The 20,179-nt window shown below is 65.0% G+C and carries 16 protein-coding genes; 9 read left to right on the plus strand and 7 right to left on the minus strand.

Annotated features, from left to right (window positions below; genetic code table 11):
- Positions 1 to 39: 39 nt before the first annotated feature.
- Positions 40 to 924 carry a LysR family transcriptional regulator gene (locus IE101_RS03330; protein WP_189632358.1) on the minus strand — a complete coding sequence of 295 codons (885 nt, stop codon included), beginning with the start codon at positions 922 to 924 and terminating at the stop codon, positions 40 to 42.
- Between the two features lie 103 nt (positions 925 to 1,027).
- Between IE101_RS03330 and IE101_RS03335 the strand changes: the two genes are divergently transcribed.
- The 7 genes from IE101_RS03335 (at position 1,028) to IE101_RS03365 (ending at position 7,250) form a co-directional block, all read left to right on the plus strand.
- On the plus strand, positions 1,028 to 2,527 hold the full coding sequence (locus tag IE101_RS03335) for a CoA-acylating methylmalonate-semialdehyde dehydrogenase (RefSeq protein ID WP_189632359.1): 1,500 nt from the start codon (positions 1,028 to 1,030) through the stop codon (positions 2,525 to 2,527).
- A gap of 173 nt (positions 2,528 to 2,700) precedes the next feature.
- Positions 2,701 to 3,846: an acyl-CoA dehydrogenase family protein gene (locus IE101_RS03340; RefSeq protein ID WP_189632360.1), complete on the plus strand. Its 1,146-nt coding sequence runs from the start codon at positions 2,701 to 2,703 to the stop codon at positions 3,844 to 3,846.
- Positions 3,847 to 3,859: 13 nt separating this feature from the next.
- Complete coding sequence (locus tag IE101_RS03345) at positions 3,860 to 4,894, plus strand: enoyl-CoA hydratase/isomerase family protein (RefSeq protein WP_189632361.1); 1,035 nt, start codon at positions 3,860 to 3,862, stop codon at positions 4,892 to 4,894.
- Positions 4,895 to 4,897: 3 nt separating this feature from the next.
- Entirely contained in the window at positions 4,898 to 5,770 is an 873-nt protein-coding gene (gene mmsB, locus IE101_RS03350) for a 3-hydroxyisobutyrate dehydrogenase (RefSeq protein WP_189632362.1), read from the plus strand.
- 60 nt (positions 5,771 to 5,830) lie between these two features.
- Positions 5,831 to 6,484: a Crp/Fnr family transcriptional regulator gene (locus IE101_RS03355; protein WP_189632363.1), complete on the plus strand. Its 654-nt coding sequence runs from the start codon at positions 5,831 to 5,833 to the stop codon at positions 6,482 to 6,484.
- Between the two features lie 78 nt (positions 6,485 to 6,562).
- Positions 6,563 to 6,766: a YgaP family membrane protein gene (locus tag IE101_RS03360; protein WP_444542713.1), complete on the plus strand. Its 204-nt coding sequence runs from the start codon at positions 6,563 to 6,565 to the stop codon at positions 6,764 to 6,766.
- Positions 6,767 to 6,872: 106 nt separating this feature from the next.
- Entirely contained in the window at positions 6,873 to 7,250 is a 378-nt protein-coding gene (locus tag IE101_RS03365) for a hypothetical protein (RefSeq protein WP_229804004.1), read from the plus strand.
- A gap of 15 nt (positions 7,251 to 7,265) precedes the next feature.
- Here IE101_RS03365 and uvrA read toward each other — a convergent pair whose 3' ends face one another.
- On the minus strand, positions 7,266 to 10,127 hold the full coding sequence (gene uvrA / locus IE101_RS03370; protein WP_189632364.1) for an excinuclease ABC subunit UvrA: 2,862 nt from the start codon (positions 10,125 to 10,127) through the stop codon (positions 7,266 to 7,268).
- A gap of 192 nt (positions 10,128 to 10,319) precedes the next feature.
- Here uvrA and IE101_RS03375 point away from each other — a divergent pair, with 192 nt between their 5' ends.
- Positions 10,320 to 10,688 carry a rhodanese-like domain-containing protein gene (locus tag IE101_RS03375; protein ID WP_189632365.1) on the plus strand — a complete coding sequence of 123 codons (369 nt, stop codon included), beginning with the start codon at positions 10,320 to 10,322 and terminating at the stop codon, positions 10,686 to 10,688.
- Here the strand turns inward: IE101_RS03375 and IE101_RS03380 are convergent.
- Positions 10,670 to 11,854, minus strand: a complete 1,185-nt coding sequence (locus tag IE101_RS03380; RefSeq protein WP_189632366.1) for an MFS transporter — start codon at positions 11,852 to 11,854, stop codon at positions 10,670 to 10,672. The two genes, IE101_RS03375 and IE101_RS03380, sit on opposite strands and share 19 nt — an antisense overlap.
- A gap of 146 nt (positions 11,855 to 12,000) precedes the next feature.
- Positions 12,001 to 13,398, minus strand: coding sequence for a dihydrolipoyl dehydrogenase (gene lpdA, locus IE101_RS03385; protein WP_189632367.1), 1,398 nt, complete (start codon positions 13,396 to 13,398; stop codon positions 12,001 to 12,003).
- Positions 13,399 to 13,655: 257 nt separating this feature from the next.
- On the opposite strand from lpdA, the gene IE101_RS03390 reads away from it, so the two are divergent.
- Positions 13,656 to 14,408 carry a redoxin domain-containing protein gene (locus IE101_RS03390; protein ID WP_189632368.1) on the plus strand — a complete coding sequence of 251 codons (753 nt, stop codon included), beginning with the start codon at positions 13,656 to 13,658 and terminating at the stop codon, positions 14,406 to 14,408.
- A gap of 58 nt (positions 14,409 to 14,466) precedes the next feature.
- Here the strand turns inward: IE101_RS03390 and IE101_RS03395 are convergent, their stop codons facing one another.
- The 3 genes from IE101_RS03395 to IE101_RS03405 form a co-directional block, all read right to left on the minus strand.
- Positions 14,467 to 15,711, minus strand: coding sequence for an MFS transporter (locus IE101_RS03395; RefSeq protein ID WP_189632369.1), 1,245 nt, complete (start codon positions 15,709 to 15,711; stop codon positions 14,467 to 14,469).
- A gap of 92 nt (positions 15,712 to 15,803) precedes the next feature.
- Positions 15,804 to 16,850 carry a tRNA preQ1(34) S-adenosylmethionine ribosyltransferase-isomerase QueA gene (gene queA, locus IE101_RS03400; RefSeq protein WP_189632370.1) on the minus strand — a complete coding sequence of 349 codons (1,047 nt, stop codon included), beginning with the start codon at positions 16,848 to 16,850 and terminating at the stop codon, positions 15,804 to 15,806.
- Positions 16,847 to 20,155: a YhdP family protein gene (locus IE101_RS03405; protein ID WP_189632371.1), complete on the minus strand. Its 3,309-nt coding sequence runs from the start codon at positions 20,153 to 20,155 to the stop codon at positions 16,847 to 16,849. The genes queA and IE101_RS03405 overlap by 4 nt, the downstream gene beginning before the upstream one ends.
- Positions 20,156 to 20,179 lie beyond the last annotated feature (24 nt).

Raw genomic sequence — 20,179 nt, forward strand, 5'->3', positions numbered from 1 at the left:
CTCCTCATAAGGAAAGCCTCGCCCTTACGAAATTTTATGTCAAGTCGAAGCTTCCAGGCGCAACACTTCTTTGCGGACTCCCGCTGCGAGAAGATCGGCAAAGCGATTCAATCGCTCCACACGCACGTCATCGGCATGGCGGATCAACCAGAAAGACCGGATCAACCGCACCTCCGGCAACAATCGGCCCAGCTCTGGCGCGGCGGGACGCGCGAAATCATGCACGACCCCAACCCCCGCCCCGTGCCGCAGCCAGTTCAGCTGCACCGAGACGGAGTTCGAGGCGAGCGGCACATGATCCAGCCCCAGATGGCTGAGGTAATCGAGTTCCTTGTCGAAGATCATGTCGGGGATATAGCCGACGATGCGATGATGGCGCAGATCCTCAAGCCGGGTAATGGCCGGGTGGCTGTCCAGATACCCGCGCGAGGCCGCAAGCGTCAGCCGATAATCCGCAAGCTTCTGCACCGTCAGCCGCCCGGTGGACGGACGCGACACCGCAATCGCCATATCCGCTTCCCGCTTGGACAGGTTGAAGACGCGCGGCAGCGCCACGATCTGCACCTCGAGCCCCGGGTTTTCGTCGCAGATCGCGGCAAGAACCTGCGGCAGCAGGTAATTTGCACAACCATCCGGCGCCCCGATGCGAATTTGCCCGGTCAGGCCCTGGGTGCCGCGCAATTCCTCGGTTGCGCCCAGCACGGCCTGTTCGGCGCGCTCGGCATGGGTCAGGATGCGCGCGCCTTCTTCGGTCAGGGCATAGCCCTGCGGACTTTTCACGAACAGCCGCGCGCCCAAGGCCTCTTCCAGCCGCGCGACCCGCCGGCCCACGGTCGCCGGGTCCACCCGCAAGACCTTGCCCGCCCCCGACAGGCTTTCCGCGCGCGCGACCGCCAGAAACAGCTTCAGGTCATCCCAGTCCAACAACATCACCTTTGCAGAAATGCAAAACCCTTTTGAAATCTTGCCCCTTCTTCAAGCGAATTTGCAAGGCTATTGTGCCGCCAGATGAATTCGGGAGGACCCCATGAAAGAGATCGGACACTGGATCAACGGCAAGCTGGTTGCGGGCACCTCGGGCCGCTTCGCCGATGTCTATAACCCGGCCACCGGCGAAGTGCAGGCGCGTGTCGCGCTGGCCAGCGAAGCCGAGCTGAACCAGGCCATTGCCGATGCCGAAAAGGCGCAGGTGAAATGGGCAGCCACCAACCCGCAGCGCCGTGCGCGCGTAATGATGGCCTTCGGCGCCCTTATCAACCAGAACATGGACAAGCTGGCCGAGCTGGTGTCGGTCGAACACGGCAAGACCCTGCCCGACGCCCGCGGCGACGTGCAGCGCGGTCTGGAAGTGATCGAGGTTTGCATGGGTCTCGCCGCGCAGCTGAAAGGTGAATACACCGACAGCGCCGGTCCGGGCATCGACCTTTACGCCATGCGCCAGCCGCTGGGCGTGGTTGCGGGCATCACCCCCTTCAACTTCCCCGCCATGATCCCGCTGTGGAAAATGGGCCCCGCGCTTTCGGCCGGGAACGCCATGATCCTGAAACCGTCCGAGCGTTGCCCCTCGACCTCGCTGCTACTGGCGCAGCTGGCCCAGGAAGCGGGCCTGCCCGATGGCGTGCTGCAGGTGGTGAACGGTGACAAGGGCGTCGTGGACGGCCTGCTCGACCACCCGACCATCCAGGCCGTGGGCTTTGTGGGTTCGACCCCGATCGCGCAATACATCTATGGTCGTGCCGCCACCAACGGCAAGCGCGCCCAGTGCTTCGGCGGCGCGAAGAACCACATGATCATCATGCCGGACGCCGACCTCGACAAGGCTGCCGACGCGCTGATCGGTGCGGGCTATGGCGCGGCGGGCGAACGCTGCATGGCGATCTCGGTCGCGGTGCCGGTGGGTCAGAAAACCGCCGATGCGCTGATCGAAAAGCTGGTGCCGCGCATCGAAAAGCTGAAAGTCGGCCCCTATACCGCTGGCAATGACGTGGACTTCGGGCCGGTCATCACCAAAGCCTCGCAGGAGCGGATCCTTGGCCTGATCAACTCGGGCGTGGAACAGGGCGCGAAGCTGGTGGTCGATGGCCGCAACCTGAAGATCCAGGGCTATGAAAACGGCTTCTTCGTCGGCGCCTCGCTGTTTGACAACGTGACCCGCGACATGGAGATCTACAAGCAAGAGATCTTCGGGCCGGTGCTGTCGACCGTCCGTGCCGAAACCTATGAAGATGCGCTGCAGCTGATCATGGACAATGAATACGGCAACGGCACGGCGATCTTCACCGCCGATGGCGATACCGCCCGCGATTTCGCCAGCCGCGTGAATGTCGGCATGGTCGGCATCAACTTCCCGATCCCGGTGCCGCTGTCCTACTACAGCTTCGGCGGCTGGAAGAAATCGGCCTTCGGCGACCTGAACCAGTATGGCCCCGATGCCTTCCGCTTCTACACCAAGACCAAGACCGTGACCGCGCGCTGGTTCTCGGGCATCAAGGAAGGTGCGGCGCTGAACTTCAAGGCGCTGGACTGATCCGAGGTCACATCGACCCGCATCTTGGGGGGGCGAGGCAGCAATGCCTCGCCCCTTTTTCCATTGCGCGCGGCTGTTGGCGCAAACATCGGCAATTGCTGCATTTTCTGCTTGCCGAATCCGGTCCCTCACGCCAGAAATAAACAAATGTTCAATTAATTCCGGAGGCAGGCATGGACTTCGCCCTGACAGAGGAACAAGAGGCCATCTTCGACATGGCCCATGCCTTCGGGCAGGACCACATCGCCCCCTTCGCCCGCAGCTGGGAAGAGGATGGCACCATCCCCCGCGCGCTTTGGCCCAAGCTGGCCGAACTGGGCCTGGGCGGGATTTATGTGTCGGAAGATTTCGGCGGCTCGGGCCTTTCGCGGCTGGATGCGACCCTGGTGTTCGAGGCGCTGTCGATGGCCTGCCCTTCGGTCGCGGCCTTCCTGTCGATCCACAATATGTGCGGCGGCATGATCGACCGCTACGCCAGCCCCGATCTGAAGGCGCAACTGCTGCCCGATCTGTGCCGCATGAAGACGGTCTGGTCCTATTGCCTGACGGAACCGGGGTCGGGGTCGGATGCGGCGGCGCTGCGCTGCCGGGCCACGGCGACCGAGGCCGGCTGGTCGGTCACAGGGACCAAGGCCTTCATCTCGGGCGGGGGATATTCCGACGGTTATATCGTCATGGCCCGCACCGGGGGCGATGGCGCGCGCGGCATTTCGGCGCTGGCGGTGATGGCAGGCAGCCCCGGCCTTTCGTTCGGGGGGCTGGAGCACAAGATGGGCTGGCGCGCGCAGCCGACGCGGCAGGTGCAGCTCGATGCCTGCCCCGTGCCAGCCGATCACCTGATCGGGGCCGAAGGGCGCGGATTTTCCTATGCCATGGCGGGGCTGGATGGCGGGCGGCTGAACATCGCGGCCTGTGCCCTCGGTGGCGCGCAAGCGGCCTTTGACGCGACGCGCCGCTACATGGCCGAACGCCGCGCCTTTGGCCAAAGCCTCGATCAATTTCAGGCGCTGCAATTCCGTCTGGCGGATCTGGAGGTGCAGCTTCAAAGCGCCCGCATCTTCCTGCGCCAAGCGGCCTGGAAGCTGGATCAGGCCGCGCCCGATGCCACGAAGTTCTGCGCCATGGCCAAGCTTTACGTGACCGATGCCGCCTTCGAAGTTGCCAACCAGTGCCTCCAGCTGCATGGCGGCTATGGCTATCTGGCCGATTACGGCATCGAAAAGATTGTGCGTGATCTGCGGGTGCATCAAATTCTGGAAGGCACCAATGAAATCATGCGTCTGATCATCGCCCGCGATTTGCAGGCGGCGCAGGCGTGAACGGGGCAAAGCCATGACCGATATCCTGATCCGCCGCGAAGGCCAGGCCGGGCGCATCACGCTGAACCGGCCGCAGGCGCTCAATGCGCTGTCCTATGCCATGTGCAAGGCGCTGGATGCCGCGCTGCGCGACTGGGCCACGGACCCGGCCGTGACCCTTGTGATCCTGGATGCCACGGGCGACCGCGCCTTTTGCGCGGGCGGCGACATTGCCGAACTTTACGCCGAAGGCACGCGCGGGAACTTTGCCTATGGGCAGGAATTCTGGCGCGATGAATACCGCATGAATGCCCGCATCGCCGAATATGGCAAGCCCGTGATCAGCTTCATTCAGGGGTTCTGCATGGGCGGTGGCGTGGGGGTGGCCTGCCATGCCCGCCTGCGGATCGTGGGGGAAAGCGCACAGATCGCCATGCCGGAATGTGGCATCGGCCTTGTGCCGGATGTGGGCGGATCGGCCATTCTGGCCCGCGCGCCCGGCAAGATCGGCACTTGGGCGGGCCTGACCGGCGCGCGGCTTGGCCCTGCCGATGCAATTCACGCAGGCTTTGCCGACCGCTTCGTCCCTGAGGCCGACTGGCCACGGCTGATCAGCGCGCTCTGCGCCACCGGTGACATGGGCCTGATCCCTGATCTGCCGCCCCCGGCCCCCAGCCGTCTTCCCGCCCTGCGGGCCGAGATTGACAGGCTCTTTGATGCCCCCACGCTGGCCGCGCTGGTCGCTGGGCTGGATCAGCAGGACAGCGAATTTGCGCGCGAGGCCCTGAAGGCGCTGGCCCGCGTCTCGCCCCTGGCCGCCGCCTGCACGCTGGAACATCTGCGCCGCCTTGGCCCCACTCCCGACCTGCGCCACGCGCTGTCCGAGGAATACAATTTCACCCATCGCGCGCAGGCCCAGTCGGATTTCCTTGAAGGCATCCGCGCGATGATCATCGACAAGGACCGCAAGCCGCGCTGGCGCCATGCCCGCGCCGAAGACGTAACCCCGGACGAGGTGGCGCAACTGCTTGCACCCCTCGGCCCCGACGCCCTGACATTTTCGGAGTAAGCCATGCAGATCGCCTTCATCGGATTGGGCAATATGGGCGGGCCGATGGCCGCCAACCTCGCCAAGGCGGGGCATCAGGTGCGCGGCCATGACCCGCAGGCCCCCATGCCCGAAGGGGTGGTGGCAGCGCCCTCGGCGGCCGAAGCCGCACGCGGCGCCGAGGTGGTGATCACCATGCTGCCCAATGGCGCGATCCTGCGCGCCGTCGCGGCCGAGGTCATCCCCGCGATGGCCCCCGGCGCGTTGCTGTGTGATTGTTCGACCGTCGATGTCGAAAGCGCGCGCGCGGTGGATGCACAGGCACGTGCAGCAGGGCTTGAGGCGATGGATGCCCCGGTGTCGGGCGGGATCGGCGGCGCGCAGGCCGGAACGCTGACCTTTATGGTGGGCGGCAGCGACGGCGCCTTCGCCCGCATCACCCCGCTGCTGGATGTGATGGGGCGCAAGACGGTGCATTGCGGCGCCTCGGGCGCGGGTCAGGCGGCGAAGATCTGCAACAACATGATCCTCGGCGTGACCATGATCGCCACCTGCGAAGCCTTTGCCTTGGCTGACAAGCTGGGCCTTGACCGGCAGAAAATGTTCGATGTCGTCTCGACCTCGTCCGGGTCGAGCTGGTCGATGAATGCCTATTGCCCGGCACCGGGCGTCGGCCCGGCCTCGCCCGCCGACAATGGCTACAAACCCGGCTTTGCCGCCGATCTGATGCTGAAAGACCTGCGGCTGTCGCAACAGGCGGCCGAGGGCGCCGATGCCGATACCCCGATGGGCGCGCTTGCGGCCGAGCTGTATCGCCGCTTCGTGGAAGAGGAAGACGGCCGCGGGATGGATTTTTCAGCCATGCTGCCCCGCTTTGTCGCCCGCAATCGCGGCTGAGATGGCCCGAGGGCGGCGGGGGGCTTGACCTGCCCCCGCCCACCCCTGTTTCCTGCCCGCATGGACTGGACCGCAGAGACAGACTTCCACCGGCTTGCCCCCGATCACCGGGCCGAGCTTCAGCGCCTGCCTGTGCGGCAGCTGCCCGCGGGCCAACCGCTGTTCCACCCCGGCGACCGGGCCGAGGGCTTCCTGATCCTGCTGCAAGGCCGGGTCGAGGTGTTCCTGACCGGGCCAAGCGGGCGCGAGATCCTGCTCTATGCCGTCGAGCCCGGCGAAACTTGCGTGCAGACGACGCTCGGTCTTCTCGGCCCCGGCACCTATTCCGGCGCGGCGGTCACGGCGACCGACTGCCGCGCGGTGATGGTGCCCCGCGCGGCTTTCCTGCGGCTGATGGAGGCTTCGGCCCAGTTCCGCAGCCTTGTCTTTCAGGCCTTTGGCAATCGCATGGCCGATATGACCCGTCTGCTGGAACAGGTGGCCTTTGTGCGTGTCGAAAGCCGCCTTGCGGCCGCGCTGCTGCATCTGGCGCAGGACCGCGTGGTGCGCGCCACGCAGGGCGAGCTTGCCACCCAGATCGGTTCGGCGCGTGAGGTGGTGTCGCGCAAGCTTGAGGGTCTGGCGCGTCGGGGCCTGATCACCACCGAACGCGGCTGCGTCCATCTGATTGACCCCGAGGGGCTTTCGCGCATTGCCACTGCGGATGTGACCTGATCACAGACAGCGCATCCCACGGATGTTAGCCTGTTCCTGCCCGCCCGTCTGACGGGCGCAATGGGAAAGGGAAAGATCATGACCAAGAATGTCGGCGGCATCGACCGCATCCTGCGAATCGTCATCGGCGCGGCGCTGATCCTGTGGTTCTTCGTCGATCAGGGCAGCGGCTTCTGGCACTGGGCCAAGCTCATCGGAATCGTCCCGCTGCTGACCGGGATTTTGTCAAGCTGTCCGCTCTACACGATCCTTGGGCTGAGCAGCTGTCCGCGTCAGGCCTGACCCACCGTCGGCAACGGATCGCCACCCCGAGGAGAAAGGCGCAACCCAAGGCTGTCGCCGCGCGTTGCGCCTGTCTAAGACTTTTGCGAAACCTCGGAGCGTGACCATGACCCACCGCAGCACACCCATTCTCGCCCTTGCGGCCCTGTGCCTGGCCCTTGGCCCGGCCTGGGCCGAGGGGAACGGCAAAGGCAACGGCCACAGCCGCGGCAACGGACCTGCGGATGGCGGCCCGCGCCATGTGCAATCCTGCCCGCCCGGTCTGGCGAAAAAGAACCCCGCCTGCGTCCCGCCCGGGCTTGCCAAGCAAAGCTACAACGTGGGCGAACGCATGACCGGCGATTACATTCTTCTCGCCAATCCGCAGGATTACGGCATGCCGGACGGCACCTATTACGCCAATGACGGCTACCTCTATCGCGTCGATCCGGACACGCTTGAGGTTCTGGCCATCATGGGGTTGGTGGATCAGCTGCTGCGCTGACCCCGGCGCGGCGGATCACTCCGCCGCGACCCTCTTGCGCGGCTTCAGCAGCGGGCCAAGATAGCGGCCCGTATGGCTGGCCGCGACTTTCGCCACATCCTCGGGCGTACCGGTCGCCACGATCTGCCCGCCGCCATCGCCGCCTTCCGGGCCAATGTCGATGATCCAGTCGGCAGTCTTGATCACGTCGAGATTGTGTTCGATCACCACCACCGTATTGCCCTGTTCGACCAGCTCGTGCAGCACCTCGAGAAGCTTCCGCACATCCTCGAAATGCAGGCCCGTGGTCGGCTCGTCCAGAATGTAAAGCGTACGGCCCGTCGCCCGGCGGCTCAGCTCTTTCGACAGCTTCACCCGCTGCGCCTCACCGCCCGACAGCGTGGTCGCCTGTTGGCCGACCTTGATATAGCCAAGGCCCACCTGACACAGGGCCTCCATCTTGTCGCGGATCGAAGGCACAGCCGAGAAAAACTCGCGCGCATCTTCACACGTCATATCAAGAACGTCGGCTATGCTCTTGTTCTTGAATTTTATTTCCAGCGTCTCACGATTGTATCGCTGCCCCTTGCAGGTCTCACAGGTGACGTAAACATCCGGCAGGAAGTGCATCTCGATCTTGATGACGCCATCGCCCTGACAGGCCTCGCAACGCCCGCCCTTGACGTTGAAGCTGAACCGCCCGGCGTTATAGCCGCGCGCCTTCGCTTCGGGCAGGCCCGAGAACCAGTCCCGGATCGGGGTGAAAGCGCCGGTGTAGGTCGCCGGGTTTGACCGCGGCGTACGCCCGATAGGGCGTTGGTCGATGTCGATGACCTTGTCGAGATGTTCGAACCCCTTGATCGTCTCGCAGGGTGCGGGCGTTTCATGCGCGCCGTTCAGGCGCATGGCCGCCGTCTTGAACAGCGTCTCGATGGTCAGGGTGGATTTGCCGCCCCCTGACACGCCTGTGACACAGACAAACTTGCCCAGCGGAAAATCGGCCGAAACATTCTTGAGGTTGTTCCCAGAAGCCCCGACGACAGAAAGGGTTTTCCCGTTTCCGACCCGGCGCTGCTTTGGCACGCTGATCTCACGCGCGCCGCTCAGATATTGCCCGGTCAGGCTGGCCGGATCGGTTGCGATCTGCTCCGGCGTACCATGGGCGACCACGCGCCCGCCATGCACCCCGGCGCCGGGGCCAATGTCAAAGACATAGTCCGCCTCGCGGATCGCATCCTCGTCATGCTCCACCACGAGGACTGAATTGCCCTGATCCCGCAGCCCCTTCAGCGTCGTCAGCAAGCGGTCGTTATCGCGCTGGTGCAGGCCGATGGACGGCTCATCCAGCACATAAAGCACCCCTGTCAGCCCCGAACCGATCTGGCTTGCCAGACGGATGCGCTGGCTTTCCCCACCAGACAGCGTGCCGGCATTGCGCGACAGCGTCAGGTAGTCGAGCCCGACATTCACAAGGAATCCAAGACGTTCACGGATTTCCTTCAGAATCGGACCCGCGATTTCGTTCTTCTGCTTGCCCAGCGTCGGCGGCACGCGCTCGATGGCGTCATAGGCCTCGCGGATCGAAAGTTTGACAATCTCGCCAATATGTTGACCGGCGATCTTAACGGCCAGTGCCTCGGGCTTCAGCCGGTGGCCCCCGCAGGCATGGCAGGGGCGGTTGTTCTGATAGCGCTCCATCTCTTCGCGCGACCAGGCGCTGTCGGTTTCGCGATACCGCCGCTCCATATTCGGGATGACGCCCTCAAACACGCGGCTCACCTGATAGACGCGCCCGCCCTCATCATAGCGGAATTCGATCTCTTCCCCGCCCGAACCGCGCAGGAAGACCGCCTTCACCGCATCGGGCAGATCCTTCCATTTCTTCTTCTTGTCAAAGCCATAGTGCTTGGCCAGCGCCTCGATGGTCTGCAGGAAATAGGGCGATTTCGATTTCGCCCAAGGCGCAATCGCCCCCTGCGCCAGCGTCAGGTTCTGATCCGGCACCACCAGCCGTTCGTCAAAGAAGAGCTCGGACCCCAGCCCATCACAAACCGGGCAGGCGCCCAGCGGCGCGTTGAAGGAAAAGAGCCGCGGCTCGATTTCCGGAATGGTGAAGCCCGACACCGGACAGGCGAATTTCTCGCTGAAAGTGCGACGCTCGGGCTCTCCCTCGCTGGGCGCGGTTTCCAGAATCGCGATCCCCTCGGCGAGGTCGAGCGCGGTGCGGAAGCTGTCGGCCAGCCGGGTCGCGATATCGCCGCGCACGACGATCCGATCCACCACCACGTCAATGTCATGGCGGAATTTCTTGTCCAGCGTCGGCGGCTCATCCAGATCATAGAATTGGCCATCGACCTTCACACGCTGGAAGCCCTGCTTGCGAAGCTCCAGAAACTCTTTGCGGTATTCGCCCTTCCGGTCGCGCACGATGGGGGCCAGCAGATAGGCCCGCGTGCCCTCCTCCATCGCCAGCACCGCATCAACCATGTCCTGCACCTGCATCGCATGGATCGGCAGACCCGTGGCCGGGCTATAGGGCGTGCCGACGCGGGCGAACAGCAGGCGCAGATAGTCATAGATTTCGGTCACCGTCCCCACGGTCGAACGCGGGTTTTTCGAGGTGGTCTTCTGCTCGATCGAAATCGCCGGGCTCAGGCCCGAGATGTGATCGACATCCGGCTTCCCCGCCATGTCCAGAAACTGCCGCGCATAGGCCGACAGGCTTTCGACATAACGACGCTGGCCCTCGGCATAGATCGTGTCGAAGGCAAGCGAGGATTTCCCCGACCCCGACAGACCCGTGATCACCACCAGCTTGTCGCGAGGAATGTCGAGGTCCACGCCTTTCAGATTGTGCTCGCGCGCCCCGCGCACCTCGATGAACTTCTGCTCGGCCATGACCGCCCCCGGGTTTCTCCGCGTCAGATCTAGGGCATTTGCGCTGAGTCTCCAACCGCAATACATGAACATTTGATGAACAAATGTCATTGGCGACGGATTTCCGCGCAAATCTTTGCGGCCAAGAACCCCGATCTTGCAATCCAAATACATTCAATTATATGAATGCATATCCATCACAGAGGTGCTGCCATGTTCAACTTCCTCAAATCCTCGGGCCCGCGCGTGCAGCCCATCGCCCCGGCGGATGCCATCGCCCGCGCCGCCAGGGGGGAGCTGACCCTGATCGACGTGCGCGACATCTCGGAACTGAAATCGAGCGGCAAGGCCGCAGGCGCGCTGCATGTGCCGCTTGCCACCGTGCAAACCCGTCTGAACCCGAAGGCGGGGGAACTGCCGGCGGGCCTCGCCCCGGACCGGCCGGTCTGCCTCTACTGCGCGGCGGGCGGGCGCTCTGCCATGGCGGCCGAGGCCCTGCTCGCCTTCGGCTATGCCGAGGTCTACAACCTCGGCGGCTTTGGCGCCTGGGTCTCGGGCGGCGGTCAGGTCGAACGCATCTGACCGCGCCGCCATCCCTGCCACAGATGCAGGACAATGCCCAACAGCGCAAAGCCGATGACAAATCCCACCAGCCCCGCCTCGCCCTGATCCGCCAGGATCAGGGCCAACAGCGGCGTCCCGGTGGTGGTGCCCAGATTGCCCAGCTGCGCCACCGCCCCCGCCGCCTGCGCCCGGTCCCCCGGTGCCGCATTCAGCTGCGGAATGGCCGCAAAGCTCGCCCCCTGTACCAACCCCAGCGCCCCGGCGAGACCGAGACTCAGACCCAGCACCCAGATCGCCTGCCCCCAGACGAACCAAAGCCCCAGCGCCATCCCCGCAGCCCAGAAAAAGCCAAGCATCACCACCCGCACCGCAGCCAGCCGCCCCAGCAGCCAAACCCCCAGCGTCAACGAGACGATGATCGACACCAGCGGCATCCACAGCGCCAATTGCACCTGCAAAGCCCCGCCCAGAAACGGCGGCAGCAGGGTCAACACCGCGACATAGGTGATCGTGTAGCAAAAAAACCCAAAGGCGGGCGCCGCCACACGGGCCGAGGCATAGATGCGACGATGCTGCCGTAGCACCGCGCCCCACCGCGGCAGGGCCTCCGCAGCCCCACCGATCCCACGCGGCAAGACCTGCCACAAGACCAGCGCCAGAACCGCCATATAGCCGGCATGGGCCAGAAACAGCGCCCCCGGCCCTGCTGCCTCGGCCAAGGGCCGGCCAAAGATCGCCAGCAGCGTATAGGTCACCCCGAAGAAACTCGACCAAAGCGACATGGCCAGCCCCTGCCGCGCGACCGGCGTCACCTGCGCAATCAGCACCGGCGCCGCCACCACCACCGCCAGATGGCTGAGCCCCTCGATCACCCGCAAAACCAGCATGACGGCCAGCGGCGGCACCAGCGCCTGCAAAGCGGAGAGCACCGCCCCCATCGCCAGCGCCCCTACCAGAACCCGCCGATAGCCCGCCGCCTGCACGAAAATCCCCGCGGTCGTGCCCAGTATCAGCCCCGGCACCCCAACAATCGACACGAACAGCCCCAAAGCCGTCGGCCCCGCCCCCGGCCACGCCGGTGCGAGGAGATCAAAGCTCAGCGAAGCCTTGCCGAATTGCGCCGCAGCGCCCAGACCCGCGGCCCAAAGCGCCAGCACGATCCAAAGGGGGGAAACCTGCCGCATTCCCCCGACTTATCCCGAACAACTCGCCCGCGCCGCGCCATTCCCGACAGATGCTGTCGCATTCACCCCCGATTTTCTGTCTGAAAATATCCTCGGGGGTGAATGAGCCGCAGGCTCAGAGGGGGCAGACAGCCCCCTCCCTTGCCTCAGATATGCAGGGCGCGCCCATAGGCATCCAGCACCGCCTCATGCATCATCTCGCTCAGCGTCGGATGCGGGAAGACGGTGTTCATCAGGTCTTCTTCGGTCGTCTCAAGGCTGCGCCCCACGACATAGCCCTGGATCAGCTCGGTCACTTCGGCGCCCACCATATGCGCGCCCAGCAATTCGCCGGTCTTGGCATCGAAGACGGTCTTGATCATGCCTTCCGATTCCCCCAGCGCGATGGCCTTGCCATTGCCGATGAAGGGGAAGCGGCCGACCTTGACGGTATAGCCTGCATCCTTGGCCTTCTGCTCGGTCAGCCCGACCGAGGCGACCTGCGGATGGCAATAGGTGCAGCCCGCAATCGAATTGGGCTTGATGGCATGGGGGTGCAGACCGCCGATCAGCTCGGCCACCATGACACCTTCATGGCTGGCCTTGTGGGCAAGCCAGGGGGCACCCGCGATATCGCCGATCGCATAAAGCCCCTCAACCCCGGTGCGGCAATATTCATCCGTCACCACATGGGTGCGGTCGATCTTGACGCCAAGCGCCTCAAGCCCCAGGTTTTCGACATTGCCCACGATCCCCACCGCGGAAATCACGGTGTCGAATTCGGCCGTCTCGGTCTTGCCGTTCGATTCGAGATGCGCCGTCACGCCGACGCCGGGCTTGCGGTCCAGTTTCTTGACCGTGGTCTTTTCGAGGATCTTCATCCCCTGCTTGACGAAGGCCTTCTTGGCAAAGGCGCTGATCTCGGCATCTTCCACCGGCAGCACGCGGTCCATCACCTCGCAGACGGTGACGTCGGCGCCTAGCGTGTTGAAGAAGCTGGCAAATTCGATCCCGATCGCGCCCGACCCGATCACGAGCAGCTTCTTCGGCATCCGCTTGGGCTGCAGCGCGTGCTTGTAGGTCCAGACCAGATCGCCATCGGCCTCAAGCCCCGGCAGCTCGCGCGCCCGCGCCCCGGTCGCCAGAATGATCGCAGGCGCCGTCAGCTCCTCGACACCCTTTTCAGAGGTGACGGTGACCTTGCCCTTGGCGGGCAGCGTCGCCGCGCCCATGAAAACGGTGACCTTGTTCTTCTTCATCAGATGGCCGATGCCGCCCGACAGCTGTTTGGCCACGCCGCGCGATCGCGCCACGACGGCGTTCAGGTCATAGGAAATCCCCGTCGCGGCCAGACCGAATTCCTTGGCGCGATGCATGAGATGGAACACCTCGGCCGAGCGCAGCAGAGCCTTCGTCGGAATGCAGCCCCAGTTGAGGCAGATCCCGCCCAGATGCTCACGCTCCACGATCGCGACGCTCTTGCCCAGCTGTGCGGCGCGGATGGCGGCCACATAGCCCCCGGGGCCTGCGCCGATCACGATCACATCAAAACTCTTGGCGGCCATCATTTCCTCCCTCTGGAAAATAGTTTGATATTAAACTACCCGTTTCCACCGGGCAAGTCTTGTGGCAGCGCAGCGACGCCCTGCCCCCTTGCATCCCATGCATGGCATCTTTTGCAAAATGTTACACCGCATTTCGGATGGGCCAGATACCAAGATCGGTGGGAAAATCGACTTTAAGAACATACCGCCGCGCGTGCCCAAAGCCTACACTCAGGGCACAGGGGCTTCGCGCTTCCAACTTATTCAAAGGTGGCAAGATGTTCTCACGTCTGCGCATAGCCCGGACCGGGCGCTCTTTCGTCCCCGACGACGATCTGCAGCCGCATCTCACGCCGCTGGACGAATTCTGGTTCGATGTGAACGAACGGCCCGAAACCCATCGGCCGCCGGGCGTGGGCGATGTTTTCCCTGATTTCATCGCGCCCTCGACCCAGGGGCAGCTTCAATTCCATGACTGGGCCAAGGGCCATTGGGTGCATCTGTTCTCGATGCCCGATGCCTTCGGTCCGGTCGGCACCTCCGAGGTTCTGGGCATCGCCCACCACGCGCTTGATTTCGACGCGCTGGATGTGCGCAACATCGCCATCTCGCCCATGCCGCGGATCGATCTGCACATGTGGAAACGCGAGCTGGAACGCGCCTTCGAAGTGTCGTTCGACCTGCCGATGATCGAGGATCAGGGTGGCGAGCTGGCCCGCTATTGCGGCTGGCAAAGCGCCAAGGATCCGGGCGGCGAGGTGATGCGCAAATCCTACATCATCGACCCGCAGCTGCGGGTGCGCCTGGTCTTTGAATACCCGCGCTTCGTGGGCCGGTCGATCTCGGAAACCATCCGCGTGATCGAGGCCTTGCAAACGCTGAATGATGTGCGCGATGTCTGCATCCCGTCCGATTGGCACGAAGGCGATGCATTGCTCGTGCGCCGCGACGTGCCGACCCAGCGCGCCCGTCAGGTCTTTGGCGACACGGTGACCGAGGTCACCCCCTTCTATCGCCGCATCGATTTCTGATCCCAAGGGGCAGCTGAAATCAAAAAGGCCGGTGTATGCACCGGCCTTTTGCATGGGCTCAGTCGCGGCCTTGGGGCGGTCCTTCATCCGCCTCCTCCATCACCATCCCCACCGCCAGCGCCGAGGCAGAGGGCGACACGGTGGCGAAGGTGCCGCTGACACCGGGCGCGGCGCGCCGCGTCATCCGCCAGGCTGCATAGGCGGCCAGGGCCACAAAGTTCACGGCGATGAACAGGAAAAACCCGCGCGGCCCGATCCGTTCCATCACCCAGCCGGTCGCCAGCGGCCCGAAGATCGCGCCCAGACCGTTCAGGAACAAAAGGCCCGAAGAGGCGCCGGCCATCTCCTCTTTCTTCAGGAAGTCATTGGTATAGGCAATGAGCAGCGAATAGAGCGGGTTGGTGATCCCGCCCAGCACCATGGCCACCGGCAGCAGCAGCACGAAGGGCAGCGGGAGAACGGCTGCAACCAGCATGACCACCGCCGCTGCCACTGAAAGCCACAGGATCAGCCCGCGCCGGTCGCGCCGGTCAGACAGCCAGCCGATCGGATATTGCAACACCAGCCCGCCCACATACATCGCCCCCACGAAGGTCGAGATCTGCGCCACCGTCAGCCCCGCCATCGCCCCCCAGACCGATGACATGCCGAACATCGCGGCAAAGATCGCACCGGTCAGCAGCATGCCCATGCAGCCCAAGGGCGAAATGCGCCAGAGGGCCGGAAAGCTCAGCCGCCGGATCGTCTCAAAGGTCGGCGCCGGGGTGTCGGCCAAAAGCAGCGGCATGAAGGCCAGACTCACCAGAACCGAAGGGATCACGAACAGCGTGAAGCTTGTCGGTTCATCGACGTTGAGCAACACTTGGCTGCTGATGATGCCGATCATCTGCACGATCATATAGGCCGACAGCGCCTGCCCGCGGGTTTCGTTGGTGGCGGTGTTGTTCAGCCAGCTTTCGGCGGTGATATAAACCCCGCAGAAGCAGAACCCGCTCAGCATCCGCAGCGCCGACCAGACAAGCCAGTCCGGTGCCACGGGATAGACGACCAGCACCGCCGAAATCAGTGACCCCAGTGCCGCAAAGACCCGCACATGTCCAACCCTGCGGATCATCGCAGGCACCGTCAGCGACCCGAACAGGAAGCCCGCGAAATAGGCCGACATCACCACCGACAGCTCGAAGGTGGCGAACCCCTCCAGCGTGCCACGAATGCCCAGCAGGGACCCCTGCATGCCGTTCCCGACCATGAGCATCATGACACCCAGCAGCAGCGGCCAGGACATGGCGATGACCTTGAGCATTGGAATCTCCGAATATTTCTGACGTCAGTCTATCAGAGCCGCGCCTGCCCCAAAGGATATAAACGACAAGACCCGCGTCGCGAACGATGCCCTTACGGGATCAGCAGCGAGGCGTCGCCATAGCTGAAGAAGCGATAGCCCGATTGCACCGCATGGTCATAGACCCGCAGCATCCGGTCGCGCCCCATCAGCGCCGAGACAAGCATGAGGAGCGTCGATTTGGGCAGGTGGAAATTGGTCATCAGCGCATCGGTGATCTGGAACTGGAATCCCGGATAGATGAAGATGTCGGTCGTGCTGCGCCAGCCATGCAGCTGCCCGTCCCGCGCCGCACTTTCAATCAGCCGCAGCGCCGTGGTGCCGACCGGGATTACCCGCCCGCCCGCGGCCTTGGTCGCGTTGATGGCGGCGGCGGCCTCGGGCGTGACCTCGCCCCATTCGGCGTGCATGCGGTGGGTCGTCACGTCATCGACCTTCACCGGCAGGAAGGTGCCCGCGCCCACATGCAGCGTCACCTCGGTGAACTGCACGCCGCGCGCGCGCAGCGCCTGAAGCAGCTCGGCATCGAAATGCAGGCTGGCCGTAGGCGCGGCCACCGCGCCGGAATGGCGGGCAAAGACGGTCTGGTAATCGTCGCGGTCCTGCGCATCGGGGGCGCGTTTGGCGGCAATGTAGGGCGGCAGGGGCATATCCCCGGCCTCGGCCAGGGCGGCATCGAAATCGGGGCCGGTCAGGTTGAACTGCAGCTCCAGCTCGGTTTCGGATTTGTGGCTGACCTCGGCCGAAAGCTGGTCGGAAAAGACGATGATCTCGCCCGGCAGCACCTTCCGCAGCGGCTTGGCCAGCGCGCGCCAGCCCCCCGCGGCGGTCGGCTCAAGAAGCGTGACCTCGACCTTGGCGACCACCCGGCCCTGCGCGCTGTCGCGCCAGCGCTGGCCGTTCAGCCGCGCGGGAATGACCTTCGTATTGTTCAGCACCAGCCGGTCACCGGGCTGAAATTCATTCACCAGATCAAAGACATGGCGATCCCGGATCACATCGCCTTCGGCCACCAGAAGCCGGGCCGAGGACCGGGGCTTGGCGGGCCGGGTTGCGATCAGCTCTTCCGGCAGATGGAAATCGAAATCGGAAAGTTTCATCCCTGCTCCTGCAGACTGGGCACCGGGCGGCGGAAGATTTCACGGAACATCCCGGGCGTCAGGATCGACAGGGGGTTCACCCCGACATCCGGCCGGTCCGAGGTGCCGCCAATGGTGTAGTTGAAGCCGAACAACCCCTCGCCCCGCCGTGTCAGCGCCGCGCCGATGCCGTTCAGAAGGTAGATGGGCGAGATCACGCCCTGTAGGTTCAGCCGCTTGTTGCGCGCATCATAGGTGCCCGCCATCGAGACGCCCATCGACAGGCCCACCGCCGCCCCGCGGTGAATCTCGACCCCCGCGGGCGAAAGGGTGAATTGGGCGTCACCCTCGGTAAAGACCAGCCCGCTGCCGTTCATCTGTTCAAGAATCCCCACCACAGAAATGGCAGAGAGAAGCTCGGCCAAGACCGGCGCGTTGCGTACACGGAAGGCCTCGGCCCGGGCGGTGCCACGGTAATGGCCGCGCGGCCCCAACGGCAGAAGTTGCAGGTCCAGAATGCCGCCGCGTGCCTTGCTGAAGATGCCCGCCGCCGCCAGCACCCCCCCGGCATCACCCGAGGTGATGCGCGCCGCCGTCCCCGCCTTGGAGGGCACCAGCGTGCCCCGCAGCGGCGCCTGCCCGTTCAGCGTGGCCTCGAAACTGCCGTTGAAGCCACCGCGGGTGGCGAAACTGCCGTTCAGGCCGGTCAGGGCGATGCTCTCGGTGATCTGCACCCGGTCCAGCCGGGCGGTGATGGGGCCGTCATCCTCGGCCCCGGTCGTGGCGCCGCCCATGGCATCGGGTATCCGCCGCAGATCCAGCGTGCCGCCCCGCACCTCAAGCCCCACGGCACGGCCCTTGCCGCGTCCGATCAGATCAATCGGCCCCTTGAACCAGTCGGCCACCTCGGCCCGCGTCAGGCTGATGCGCTCAAGCTGGCCATCCTCGCGCAGGGTGACACGCCCCTCGGCCGTCAGACCGGGCGCGGCAAGGCGCAGCCGCTCCACCGCCACGGGTTTGCCCAGACGCGCCGTCAGATCCAGCGTCCCGCGTGTGCCCGCCCCCTTGCGCCAAAGGATCTGCGGCACCGCAAGCTCCAGCCCCGACAGGTCCGAGGTCAGGGTCAGCACGGCCGGCGCCCCCTTGGGCAGGTCCAGCGTGAACTGCCCCTTGCCCGCGCCCTTCACCGCGCCCTTGGGCAGGGCGATGCGGAATTCATCAATCGCGCGGGGTGAAAGTTCGACCGTGCCGGACACCGCGGAACGGCCCTGCGCCGCTTTGCCAAAGGGCAGCCGGTAGATCGCCTCGAAAGGCACCGCGCCGATGGCTCCGGGGCCGGAAATCTCCAGCCCCGCGGGCGTGGCCAGCAGCGACAGCTGCGCCGCGGTCAGCACCCGCCCCGGCACCAGCACATCCGACCGCACGTCCTGCAGCACGCCCTCGACCCGGTAGGACACATCCTGCGGCAGCACCTTCTTCACCAGCGGCAGCCGCAGCACCGCCGACACCTCGGCCCGGCCCTCGCCCAGCTCGACCGGACGCCCGGCCTTGGTCAGAAAGTTGAAGGGCTTTTCATCCAGCAGCGACAGCGCGGCCGTCAGGGTCGATTTCGTCTTCAGCCGGATTTCGGCCTGCGCGGGTTTCTGCAGAATATCCAGCACCGAAAAGACCGACCCTGCCATGTCGATGCTGCCCCCCTTGGGCGGGGTGATCTGGCCTGCGTCCAGCACCATCGTATAGCTTTGCCCTTCGATCGTGGCATAGCCCGATCCATTGCGGATCGGCGGAAGGGTCTTGATGAAGCGAACATCGGCATCGCTGAAATCATATCCCAGCGAAAAGCGCGGCTCGCCCCCCTGTTCCAGACGCAGCGCCGCCTTGACGTCGCGCAGCAGCCCCTCTTGCACATTTTCAGCCAACCAGCTGCGGGTCTTGGGCACCGCCGACACGGGCCAAAGCGCAAGCAGCCGGTCATGGGCGATCTCGTTCAGCGCCAGATCCACCGCAAGCCGCCATCCGCGGGCATCCGCCTCGGCAGTGCCGCGGGCCTCGATCCGGCGGCCGTCCTCTTGCAGGGTGAACTGGCCCACCTCGATCCGGAAGGGATCAAGCCGGAGCCGCATGTCCAGGGCCCCTTGCCCGAACCGGACCGGTTCGGTGAACAAGCCCTCCGGGTCCACCATGACCTCGGAAAAGGCGATCTGGCCCAGGAAGGCCTCGGGGCGCACAACATTGACCCCCGGCACATCAACATGCCCCGTGGCCCGGAGCCGGAGCGAGCGGCTCTGAACCTCAAGCGCGGTCAGGGCGATGCGTTCCGTCACAGGATCGAAATCCAGCGCGATCTGGGCGCCTTCAAAGGGAATCGGGCGGGCTTCGGGGTTGGGCTGCACCGCCCCGGCCCCGACCGCCAAGGCCCCCTCGACCATGGCCACATGACCATCCGGGGCAAGACCCGTGATCAGCTTGCCGGAAATCGGCGCATCCAGCGCGGCCAGAAAACCCAGCACCGGCGCCTGGGCCGCGATGTCACGCGCCTCGACCCCGTCCACCGTGACGCGCAGCCGCGCCCCGGACGAATCCTTCCGGGTCGCCACCGACAAAAGCGCCTGCGCCGGATCACGACCTTCGCTGTCCAGCATGAAGCCGAGCTGGGCCTTCACCTCATCCGTGGTGTTGATCAGTGCAAGGCGGCCATCACCAATCTGCCAGACGCGCCCGGCGCGCTGATCGTCCAGCGTCAGCGACAGCGCCTCGACCGTCACCTCTTGAAGCGTGGCAAGCTCGGGCCGGGCAAAGACGGCATCCACCCGGTCCAGAAGATCGGGGAAGGCCCCCAGATCGCGCAGCGGTGCCCCGCCGCCCAGATCCAGATCGAACCGCCCTTGCGCGTCGCGCCGCAGCCGGACCGAGGCCCCCGCGATCACCACCGATGATGGACGCACCGCCCCCCGCAACAGGCTGGCCGCATCAAAGGCCACCCGCGCTTCGGGCAGGCGCAGCAGCGCACCGCCGGTCTTGCGGTTGATCGAGAGATTTTCGAGCCGCAGCCGCGGCACCCAGCCGCTGTCCACCATGACCTCGACCGTCTCGATTGCGACCGACAGGTCGCGCAGCGGCATCCGGGCGTTCAGCCGCGCCTCGGCCTCGGCCACAGCCCAGACCGGCAGACGCAGGGGCTTGCCGCTCAGCGCCAGAACACCGAACCCCGCCACCAGAGCCAGAAAGACAAGTGACGCGATCAACCAAAGCGAAACGCGCGCGGTGCGCCGCAGGCGGCGTCTCGGCCGCCCTGCCCGTTCCGTCTCGCTCTGCCGCTCGTCCATCAACCACTGCCTATCCGCGCCGGG

Source organism: Gemmobacter lanyuensis (genome assembly GCF_014652355.1).
GTDB lineage: Bacteria > Pseudomonadota > Alphaproteobacteria > Rhodobacterales > Rhodobacteraceae > Gemmobacter > Gemmobacter lanyuensis.

Coding starts and splice junctions, on each gene's coding strand:
- IE101_RS03335 (WP_189632359.1), top strand. CDS start 1,028: ATGAAAGAGATCGGACACTGGATCAACGGCAAGCTGGTTGCGGGCACC.
- IE101_RS03340 (WP_189632360.1), top strand. CDS start 2,701: ATGGACTTCGCCCTGACAGAGGAACAAGAGGCCATCTTCGACATGGCC.
- IE101_RS03345 (WP_189632361.1), top strand. CDS start 3,860: ATGACCGATATCCTGATCCGCCGCGAAGGCCAGGCCGGGCGCATCACG.
- mmsB (WP_189632362.1), top strand. CDS start 4,898: ATGCAGATCGCCTTCATCGGATTGGGCAATATGGGCGGGCCGATGGCC.
- IE101_RS03355 (WP_189632363.1), top strand. CDS start 5,831: ATGGACTGGACCGCAGAGACAGACTTCCACCGGCTTGCCCCCGATCAC.
- IE101_RS03360 (WP_444542713.1), top strand. CDS start 6,563: ATGACCAAGAATGTCGGCGGCATCGACCGCATCCTGCGAATCGTCATC.
- IE101_RS03365 (WP_229804004.1), top strand. CDS start 6,873: ATGACCCACCGCAGCACACCCATTCTCGCCCTTGCGGCCCTGTGCCTG.
- uvrA (WP_189632364.1), bottom strand. CDS start 10,127: ATGGCCGAGCAGAAGTTCATCGAGGTGCGCGGGGCGCGCGAGCACAAT.
- IE101_RS03375 (WP_189632365.1), top strand. CDS start 10,320: ATGTTCAACTTCCTCAAATCCTCGGGCCCGCGCGTGCAGCCCATCGCC.
- IE101_RS03380 (WP_189632366.1), bottom strand. CDS start 11,854: ATGCGGCAGGTTTCCCCCCTTTGGATCGTGCTGGCGCTTTGGGCCGCG.
- lpdA (WP_189632367.1), bottom strand. CDS start 13,398: ATGGCCGCCAAGAGTTTTGATGTGATCGTGATCGGCGCAGGCCCCGGG.
- IE101_RS03390 (WP_189632368.1), top strand. CDS start 13,656: ATGTTCTCACGTCTGCGCATAGCCCGGACCGGGCGCTCTTTCGTCCCC.
- IE101_RS03395 (WP_189632369.1), bottom strand. CDS start 15,711: ATGCTCAAGGTCATCGCCATGTCCTGGCCGCTGCTGCTGGGTGTCATG.
- queA (WP_189632370.1), bottom strand. CDS start 16,850: ATGAAACTTTCCGATTTCGATTTCCATCTGCCGGAAGAGCTGATCGCA.
- IE101_RS03405 (WP_189632371.1), bottom strand. CDS start 20,155: ATGGACGAGCGGCAGAGCGAGACGGAACGGGCAGGGCGGCCGAGACGC.